The sequence below is a fragment of the Brasilonema bromeliae SPC951 genome (genome assembly GCF_012912135.1).
Classification (GTDB): domain Bacteria; phylum Cyanobacteriota; class Cyanobacteriia; order Cyanobacteriales; family Nostocaceae; genus Brasilonema; species Brasilonema bromeliae.
Map to the genome: position 1 here is coordinate 1 of NZ_QMEB01000039.1, position 8449 is coordinate 8449.

At 44.7% G+C, this 8449-nt stretch carries 12 protein-coding genes; 3 read left to right on the plus strand and 9 right to left on the minus strand.

Annotated elements, in window-relative coordinates:
* Positions 1-400: 400 nt before the first annotated feature.
* Both DP116_RS07350 and DP116_RS07355 read left to right on the plus strand, forming a co-directional pair.
* On the plus strand, positions 401-655 hold the full coding sequence (locus tag DP116_RS07350) for a hypothetical protein (RefSeq protein WP_169154559.1): 255 nt from the start codon (positions 401-403) through the stop codon (positions 653-655).
* Entirely contained in the window at positions 573-884 is a 312-nt protein-coding gene (locus DP116_RS07355) for a DUF6679 family protein (protein WP_017744858.1), read from the plus strand. The genes DP116_RS07350 and DP116_RS07355 overlap by 83 nt, the downstream gene beginning before the upstream one ends.
* Before the next feature lie 128 nt (positions 885-1012).
* Here DP116_RS07355 and DP116_RS07360 read toward each other — a convergent pair whose 3' ends face one another.
* The 9 genes from DP116_RS07360 to DP116_RS07395 form a co-directional block, all read right to left on the minus strand.
* On the minus strand, positions 1013-2686 hold the full coding sequence (locus DP116_RS07360; RefSeq protein WP_169154560.1) for an MBL fold metallo-hydrolase: 1674 nt from the start codon (positions 2684-2686) through the stop codon (positions 1013-1015).
* A gap of 103 nt (positions 2687-2789) precedes the next feature.
* A complete protein-coding gene (locus tag DP116_RS30860) occupies positions 2790-2912 on the minus strand; it encodes a DUF8629 family protein (RefSeq protein ID WP_495834563.1) in 123 nt (40 codons plus the stop codon).
* Between the two features lie 280 nt (positions 2913-3192).
* Positions 3193-3963, minus strand: a complete 771-nt coding sequence (locus DP116_RS07365) for an MBL fold metallo-hydrolase (protein WP_169154561.1) — start codon at positions 3961-3963, stop codon at positions 3193-3195.
* On the minus strand, positions 3960-4568 hold the full coding sequence (locus DP116_RS07370; protein WP_169154562.1) for an anthranilate synthase component II: 609 nt from the start codon (positions 4566-4568) through the stop codon (positions 3960-3962). Before DP116_RS07370 ends, DP116_RS07365 begins: the two co-directional genes overlap by 4 nt.
* Positions 4569-4676: 108 nt before the next feature.
* Positions 4677-5156 carry a diacylglycerol kinase family protein gene (locus tag DP116_RS07375; RefSeq protein WP_169154563.1) on the minus strand — a complete coding sequence of 160 codons (480 nt, stop codon included), beginning with the start codon at positions 5154-5156 and terminating at the stop codon, positions 4677-4679.
* A 141-nt stretch (positions 5157-5297) separates the two neighbouring features.
* On the minus strand, positions 5298-5825 hold the full coding sequence (ybeY, locus tag DP116_RS07380; protein WP_169154564.1) for an rRNA maturation RNase YbeY: 528 nt from the start codon (positions 5823-5825) through the stop codon (positions 5298-5300).
* Between the two features lie 40 nt (positions 5826-5865).
* Positions 5866-6021 carry a DUF3285 domain-containing protein gene (locus DP116_RS07385; RefSeq protein ID WP_169154565.1) on the minus strand — a complete coding sequence of 52 codons (156 nt, stop codon included), beginning with the start codon at positions 6019-6021 and terminating at the stop codon, positions 5866-5868.
* Between the two features lie 155 nt (positions 6022-6176).
* Positions 6177-7296 (minus strand): peptide chain release factor 2 gene (prfB, locus tag DP116_RS07390; RefSeq protein WP_169154566.1). Its coding sequence is split into 2 segments (ribosomal slippage): positions 6177-7223 and positions 7225-7296, totalling 1119 coding nucleotides; the frame shifts between segments, so codons are not numbered across the junction.
* A gap of 325 nt (positions 7297-7621) precedes the next feature.
* On the minus strand, positions 7622-7990 hold the full coding sequence (locus DP116_RS07395) for a BON domain-containing protein (RefSeq protein ID WP_169154567.1): 369 nt from the start codon (positions 7988-7990) through the stop codon (positions 7622-7624).
* A gap of 151 nt (positions 7991-8141) precedes the next feature.
* Here DP116_RS07395 and DP116_RS07400 point away from each other — a divergent pair, with 151 nt between their 5' ends.
* Positions 8142-8414 (plus strand): WD40 repeat domain-containing protein, encoded by a 273-nt coding sequence (locus tag DP116_RS07400; protein ID WP_169154568.1) that lies wholly within the window; start codon positions 8142-8144, stop codon positions 8412-8414.
* The last annotated feature ends 35 nt before the right edge of the window (positions 8415-8449 follow it).

Sequence of the window (8449 nt, forward strand, 5' to 3'; positions counted from 1 at the left end):
CCCCTACACACCCCTACACCCCTAGTTCCCGTCAAGCAAGCCTTGTGTGGTTAAGGCTGACAGACATATCAAATCAAGCAACGAATTTAAAGTTAAGGTGTTGTTGTTTAAAACCATCAAGGTTACAAGAGAATAAGCTAAGATCAAATACATAGGGGTAAAAGTAAAGCAAAGTCCCCGGACTTCCCAGCGATGTCAAGGACTATAAGCAGGCAATTCAAACAACCGCAACTAACGTTTGTTTTGGAGTATAAAATATAACACAATGGTTGTCACAACTCACCAATTCATCTTATCTTTGGCAGGAAAAATCCCGAAATCTGTGACTTCTATAGAAGTAAACATTTTTTGAATGACCCGACAAAAATGAAGTTTAGCTGGTGCAGTAACCGTGAACTTTATGGCTCAAAAAGCTCACAAAGCAGACAACGACAAACAAGTCTTTGGCTTGAGTCAAGAAAGATACCTTGACTGGGGTCGATCCACGAACCATGATGGGGTATCCTATGCTGGGGATAAAGCCCAGATGTTGTTGATAGATATAACTAAGTATAAAAAGGCAGAAGCAGTAGATGCTACACCGCAAGATTTATCAATTGTGTTGCGACGGGCGAGAAGTCTGTGTGTTCTTGCGGGACCAGCAACGCTGGATTGAGCGTGCCCGCATCATCGATATAGAGGGAGATTTAGTCACCCTACGTTATGAAACAGAAGAAGAAGACGAAGTTTGTTCTTGGGAGGAAATGGTTCGCCTTGAAAGCATTGGCGCTGTAACGCAAAAATTAGCTTCAGTGCCACGCGGCAATGTTGAACCTCTTTTAACTGAAGACTGTCCAGAAGCTGAGCGTATCCGTAATCGTTTCACTGATTCAAATCCAGACTAATCAGTGTTTATGAGCTAGCGTTGCAGGAGAATCACTCTGTTGTAAGCGACACGTAACTGCTGAGTAAAATTTCGGGAATTGGCAAACCATCACTCAGCACTTATCTGTCGAAACTTAGGACTGAGCACTCAAGACTCAGGATTCTTTTCGATGTTGCGTTCAAATGCAGGACAGTAACCCTCAAGAGTGACTTTGAAATTATACAATGGGGACGCAGGATTCCAACACCTCTGTCCCCTTTGATGTCGGCAAGTACCGCAGCAATCAATATCAGACCAGGTAAAGCGATCGCTATTTTGGTTCAGCAGTTCTCTTTGGGATAGTCCTCGTAATACCAGATCTTCACCTTGCCACTTGGCTTCAATTAAACCTGTGTCGGCAAAGTGTCGCCACCGGGGGTCAGCAGTGATTGCATCGGGTAGGGTGATTGTGACTACAGTTCCTAATTCCGTCAGTTCGCCTTCATAATTTGTTTCTGGGGCAGCTGGTTGTAGAAATGTTTCACCTATAGGCAGTTCCACAAGTGTGCCAGCCGCAGGAGAATGCAGATGGTAACGATTTTGCAACTCTTCTAAGCTTGTTAGGTCTGCCAAGTAAGCAGGAGAACCGTGGACGAAGATGACGTGCTGCGGTCGCAAATTATGAATGAGTTGGGTTGTCCCAGGACCGTCACTATGCTGAGCAAGAAGATAGGTTTCGACGGTTGTGACCCGTGAGTATTGGTCGTTAATTTTTATATTGGTTTTCTCTGGGAAAAGGGTGAGCCAATAGCCAGTACCATTTTGCCAGTATTCGTTGAGGTCAGCCGTGGAGTCAGTCAGGATAATACAAGGGTTGCTCACATCAGGGCGTTGTTCTGGCTGCATCCGCCGTACACGTGGGCGTATCCGTTCATCCCAAAATAGGGGTTGATGGCGGGCAAAGTTTTGTACCGACGGGGGAAGATGGGATAGCAATTCCAGGTAAGCGTCACATCCAACGGCAACACTACCATCAACCCAGATATCTAAATCTCTTCCTGTAAAATAGTGATGACTGCGTAAAAGCATCAGCAGTTCTTGACCCAGTCCCAAAGCTGGTGTGGGAAGTAGCACAGAGCAACGCTCTGCGATCGCTCGGTTAATTCTCTCAGCAAGTTGATTTTCTTGAGTCCGGCGGTGGGGATGACGGGAAGTTCCATAGCTTCCTTCAATAATCAGCACATCCAACTCTATTCCCCGCAATTCCTCCAAACGCAAACCTTCTACAAGCCGCGAATTAGACAAAAAAAAGTCGCCTGTATACAGTAGCCTGTAAGAGCGCTCTTTTGTGGTATACGTGAGTAGAATTGCCACAGCCCCTGGTAGGTGACCACCAGGAATTATTTCTGCTACCAGACCATCTTTGAATTCTACTGGCGATCGCAATGGCAGCGCTTGACAAAATGATGGTACTTCTTGGGGAGGTTGCTCCAACCAATTGAGAGGCAGCAACTTGCTGGTCACTTCGCTGGCGTATATTGGTAGCAGCGGAAATGCCTTATGCAGAGCTAACAACCCTCTGGCATGATCTGGATGGGCGTGACTCACCAAGACGAAATCTGCGGGTTCGGGCGAACTTCCTCGACGTGCCGATTTTTTCAATTCCTGCACCAAGGTTGATACATCCGCCAAACCACAGTCAAGCAAAATGCGATGTGGTCCCATCCGTACTAATAGACAAACACCTTCATCATCGTGATGAACCCCAAAAGGCAAACATTCTAATTCACTCGCCGTCTCCCCCGCATCAAATCTGGAGGATACCGACAGGCGATCGCTCATGCTCTTTTCCCCTCTAAGCTCATTTTTATGGACATTTGCCCAATGGGTAATAAAAATTCTTCAACTTTACGGACTGGGGGCGGTGCTGATTGCTTTTGTAACTTCAGTGGGCAGAGCCATTGCCATGATAGTTATCTGAATCGTAGAATCCATTTTTCGTACCAAAAAACAAGCACGAAACTGTGAAGACAATTGTTAGTGCAGCTAAAACCAGCTTTACATCCATATGTTTGTTGCCCTTTACGTAAAGACTTTCTGATTTTAATAGAATGATTCCTTGTCTCGTAGAAATCCCCAGAAAATCTTTATATACTATTGTTTCTGAAAATTATGATATAAGTAAATATACTCTTCACAAATATTATTATAAGACTTTTGAGTCAAGCTGTGTATGCCTTTGTTATTGCCCCAAAGTTCATGAGGACAGTGCTGAGCTAGAGTCCCGCAACTAACTGCCATCCCAATACCTCCTGATCGTGTCGGTGTGGGCTTATTTTAGACTGAAGCTAAAACTTATAACCCAAAACTTGAATCACACTCTTGTCGGGCAATTTACCAGAACTGACAGTAATTGTGTCACCACTGCTAGGACGTACTGTCATTCCATTCATCACTTTTAAGAAGTCATCCAAAGGTGAAATATCGCAGTTCGCAGCATCTGCAGCTTGTGTACGGTAATGGGTGGGAATAACTATCTTGGGATTGAGGGTTTGAATTGCAAGTCTGGCTTCTTCAGGATTATAGGCTTTTGCACCTCCTCCGACAGGTACTAACGCCACGTCAGGACGCCCCATAAGGATTTTTTGTTCAATGGAAATGGGTGCTGCAGCTCCTCCTAGATGAAGGATACTAATTCCCCCTTGCTTCCAAAGCCAAGCCGTATTTACACCAAATTGCCTACCGCCTCTACGGTCATGGTTTATGGCAATGCCCTGGAACTTAATGCCATTAGACTCGTAAACTCCCGCTTCATAAATAAGTTTTGGATTTCCAACAAGGTCTTCTACAGCACCTTCATCTAGCAGTTGACTGCTAATCAGAACTAAATTAGCCGCAACCTTTGGCGCACGATAACCAGCGGTACAGCCAACTGTCCGAAAGGGATTCGTGAGAATTTTGACTCCACCACCAGTAAATAGAAAGCTAGTATGACCTAGCCACTGAATTGATAATGAACCGCCAGATTGGGCATTAGCTTGAAGGGAGGAACCCAAACTCGTAACTAATGTTGTTGCTAATCCCGCCCCTGCATAGCCCAATAACTGTCGTCGTTTCATGGATTCATTTCTCCAGACTGCAATTGTTCCAGAAAGTTTTGCAGTAGTTGCTTCCCTGAAGTTGTCAGGATACTTTCTGGATGAAACTGGACGCCCTCAATATGAGGATAGTTCCGGTGTCGCACCCCCATAATTGTGCCATCCTCAAGCCAAGCAGTGATTTCTAGCACATTTGGGCAAGTGTCGCGCGAAATCACTAAACTATGATACCTGGTTGCGGTCATCGGAGTTTCTATTTTGTTGAAGATTCCTACGCCTGTGTGATATACCTGAGAAGTTTTGCCGTGCATCAACTCTGGCGCAGAAACGATTTTACCACCAAACACTTGACCGATACTTTGATGCCCTAAGCAAACCCCCAAGATTGGTAAGCTTGGTCCAAGCAAAGAAATAACATCTAAGGAAATTCCTGCATCTTCTGGGCGACCTGGTCCTGGGGAAATCACGACTCCATTTGGCTTGAGATCACGAATTTCCTCTACGGTAATTTTGTCGTTACGAAAAACTTTAATCTCAGCGGCTACTGGGAACTCAGCTGCCAATTCTCCCAGATACTGCACTAAGTTATAGGTAAAACTATCGTAGTTATCAATAATTATAATCAAAACTTATTTTTTCTGGTTTTTATCAATCATAATTATGTGATTGGTAGAAACCAGAAGATTTTAATGTTTGTTTTACTGATCTTGAAAAAAGACACTTCTGCCCAGCACTTAGGATGATTTCGATCCCAACACTAAAGCTAACAGGGGAGGAAGTAAGAGTGTAGCAGCTACGGTCACTGCTACCAAAGCAGAGACAAGCACAGCACCAGCAGCGCAGTCTTTTGCAATTTTTGCCAACTCATGGTAAGTCTGCTTAACTGTTAAGTCCACAATTGACTCGATCGCCGTATTTAGTAACTCCAACGCCAAAACTAAACCGATCGTCAGTCCAATGACAGCTATTTCCACAGATTTAAGATGCAAAAAAATGCTCAAGCCAATTGCCAAAGCACCAACACTAACATGAATGCGAAAATTACGTTGTGTTTGAAAAGCGTAGCTAATTCCGCACCAAGCATACTTAAAACTGATAAATAAATTAGAGGCGACTTGCCACGATAATTGACGTTGCTTACTAACAACCGTTTCTATGCAGTCCGGTACTGGCGGGAGCGAAGCTTTTGGTGGAGATGAGACTTGTTGAGACATAAGTGTAAAGACCAAACAGCAGAGTAGGTGGGGAACAGACAGCAGATATTAGGAGAATAGTGCACTTATCAGCAATTTTTCACAGAAAAATATCAAATCTTAAATACAGAATAACACTTAGATTCTTGTGGTAATTCATTGCTATTCAAAGTCAGTGTCAATACCTATCGCCTTTAGTAAGATGACTTGCTGCTTGAGCATTTGGCTCAAACTTTCTTCATCAGGATGATCCCAACCTAAAAGATGCAGTAACCCATGAGCTGCTAACCAAGCTAACTCTGTTGGCAAAGGATGCTCTTGCTGTTGAGCTTGCTGCTGAGCTGTTTCGACAGAAATTACAATATCACCAAGATACAACGGTTCTTGGGCGTCTATTTCTGCCAGTTCAGGAGTATCTACCTCTAGTGCGGCAAAAGATAAAACGTCTGTCGGTTTATTTTGATGACGATACTGCTGGTTGAGTGTCAGAATTTCACTGTTGTCTGTTAAACGTAGTCCAACTTCGTAAGCAGACGCTGGAGAAATACTCGGCTGTAGTATTTCTAACCAGCACTCAAACCAGTCTTTCCAAGTTTCAACAGTAATATGGGCATCCTTCTCTCCAGAGCAGAGAGCTTCTGGCTCGGATGATTCATCATAACAATCCTGCACATACAGTTCAACTTGCACCAGCTACAAAGTCTCCTAAGCCTACGTATAAATTTATTCGTTAGCGAGTGAGGTAAGCCAGACCTACAAGTACTGCTAAAAGACCTACAGTCGTCAGTACAAAATGCTTCAAGGAGGTGAGGCGCTTTTGCACCATGTTTCGCATGGCAAGTTTGACGTAGCTAGGTTTCGGTTCCGCAGAACGAGAGTCGCTCATAATAATGATTTGTTAACAAACTCTTCTCATAATGTAACAGTTATGATCGCACCAAGTTGCCATAGTGCCCCCTTGGAGGAGATAAACAGGATGAGAGAGATGGTAATCATGAGCGAATGCGTTAATTGTCCTGTCCTCCATCTCCCTCATCCCAACTAGGCAGAAGCTTCTACCAACTGGTTTTCTTGCCGTAGATAGGCTTGGATGAACATATCGATTTCACCGTTCATGACATCGGCGATCGCAGTTGTTTCCTCAGCAGTCCGCAAATCCTTCACCATCTGATAAGGATGAAAAACGTAGTTCCGGATTTGGTTACCCCAAGAGGCTTCTACCATATCACCCCGGATTTCGGCGACTTCTTTGGCGTGTTGCTCTTGAGCGATCACCAGCAGTTTTGCCTTCAAGCGGGCGAGGGCTTTTTCTTTGTTTTGTAATTGGCTGCGTTCTTCCGTACAACGGACAGCTATCCCGGTTGGAATGTGAACAACCCGTACTGCGGTTTCTACTTTGTTAACGTTTTGTCCACCCTTACCTCCAGAGCGAGTTGTGGTCACTTCCAAATCTTTCTCTGGAATTTCCAGTTGTATATTGTTATCTATCTCGGGCATCACTTCCACGCCAGCAAAGCTTGTTTGCCGCTTACCGTTGGCATTGAAGGGTGAAATCCGCACCAGACGATGTGTGCCCGTTTCTGACCGCAAGTAACCATAGGCATAGCGCCCGGTTATTTCTACAGTTGCCGATTTGATCCCCGCTTCATCACCTTCGGAAAGTTCGCTTAAACTGACTTTATAGCCATACTTTTCTCCCCAACGGGTGTACATTCGCAGCAACATTTCTGCCCAGTCTTGAGCATCGGTACCACCAGCCCCTGCGTTGATGGTGAGTACAGCGCCCTTTTCATCATAAGGACCGGAAAGCAACTGGAGTAACTCCCATTGGTCTAGTTCGCGCTTGAGCTTATCAACATTAGACTCAGCTTCTTGCAAAAGCCCTTCATCTGTGTCTAACTCCAACAGTTCTAAAACTGCTTTAGTGTCTTCTAGACTCGTTTGCCACTGGTGATACTGTTGCAGATGTGCTTTGAGATCGTTGAGCTCTTGCAGTGTCTTCTGTGCCTGCGTTTGGTCATTCCACAACTCTGGTTGAGCTGCTATTTGTTCTAAATCTTGAATTTTCGCAGAAAGTGCAGGTATGTCAAAGATAGTCCTGGGTTTTACCCAGGCGATCAGACAACGTTTCGATTTCGCGTTTGAGTTCTAAAACTTCCATACTTCCCAATTGATAATAAGAGCTTTGGATATGCAATTGCATCCTGGCGGATGCTTTGCACTATTGCCCTCTATTTTATTTGTTTTTACTTTAGCAAATATAGACCTGTGCGGCGTTTTTACCGTAACAAGATTTACATGAAATTTACTTATTCTTGACAAGATTAAATCAGTGAACAGGGAACAGGGAACAGGGAACAGGGAACAGTGAACAGTGAACAGTGAACAGTGAAACTGATAACTGTTGAGAGTTGTACTGTAGGTTTTCTGCTTTAAATTTTGTCAGGTGGGTCACGTTTTGTTATGCCCACCTGATGGAAAAACCTTTAGCCGACGGTAACTTGATTGCTGTCAACCGCAGTCGCACCATTAACGGAACGCGCTACAGAAACCATCTTGTTGAGAATGTCTTGGCTGGGAACTTTGCCTTTGAGGACTACAGTGCTACCTGTTTGAGCAACCCAGAGAGTTTCTATATCATCTAATTGTTGGTCTTGGTCAAATGCAAGTGCCACGCGCTTTGCCAAACCGCTCTGGTCATATTCTCCATTCAATCCTACACGCTCTGGGGGAACTTGTTGAGTTGCAGCAGCAGGAGCAGCAGTTTGCTGAGCTTGTTCTACTGGTTGTGGTTCTGGATTGACTTGTGCTTCTTGAGGTTTTTCCATTCCAAAAAGTCTTTTTAACCAGCCCATAATACTATTGCCTCCTATCAGGGTTTCATTACATTTGAGTATAGAAGGCTGGATAAATGGCGACATCTGCCTGGAAAAATATATGCTGTATTATTAATTACTGCTTTGGGGGTAAATTTCTAATTTCTCTGTCGCAGGGAGGGTTTGTTTAATGAACCGCAGAGGCGCAGAGAGGAGCCAGCGCGTTGCGGGGGTTCCCCCCGCAGTCGCCGTCACCCCTGATGGCAAGTACGTGATTTCTGGTTCAGAGGACAACACACTCAAAGTTTGGAATCTGGAAACGGGGGAGGTCATTGCTAGTTTCACTGCGGATAGTGCGTTAATGTGCTGTGCGGTTGCACCCGATGGGGTGACAATTGCAGCAGGCGAAGTAACAGGACGTATACATTTCCTCCGCCTTGAAGGGATGGAGGCGAAACCATGAACACTGCACCCCGACCCCCCAACCCTGATCAATAC

What these genes read in the sequence shown, in the direction of transcription:
- DP116_RS07350 (WP_169154559.1), top strand. Translation starts at nt 401, where the DNA reads ATGGCTCAAAAAGCTCACAAAGCAGACAACGACAAACAAGTCTTTGGC.
- DP116_RS07360 (WP_169154560.1), bottom strand. Translation starts at nt 2,686, where the DNA reads ATGAGCGATCGCCTGTCGGTATCCTCCAGATTTGATGCGGGGGAGACG.
- DP116_RS07395 (WP_169154567.1), bottom strand. Translation starts at nt 7,990, where the DNA reads ATGGGCTGGTTAAAAAGACTTTTTGGAATGGAAAAACCTCAAGAAGCA.
- DP116_RS30860 (WP_495834563.1), bottom strand. Translation starts at nt 2,912, where the DNA reads ATGGATGTAAAGCTGGTTTTAGCTGCACTAACAATTGTCTTCACAGTT.
- DP116_RS07385 (WP_169154565.1), bottom strand. Translation starts at nt 6,021, where the DNA reads ATGAGCGACTCTCGTTCTGCGGAACCGAAACCTAGCTACGTCAAACTT.
- DP116_RS07365 (WP_169154561.1), bottom strand. Translation starts at nt 3,963, where the DNA reads ATGAAACGACGACAGTTATTGGGCTATGCAGGGGCGGGATTAGCAACA.
- DP116_RS07400 (WP_169154568.1), top strand. Translation starts at nt 8,142, where the DNA reads ATGAACCGCAGAGGCGCAGAGAGGAGCCAGCGCGTTGCGGGGGTTCCC.
- DP116_RS07375 (WP_169154563.1), bottom strand. Translation starts at nt 5,156, where the DNA reads ATGTCTCAACAAGTCTCATCTCCACCAAAAGCTTCGCTCCCGCCAGTA.
- DP116_RS07355 (WP_017744858.1), top strand. Translation starts at nt 573, where the DNA reads ATGCTACACCGCAAGATTTATCAATTGTGTTGCGACGGGCGAGAAGTC.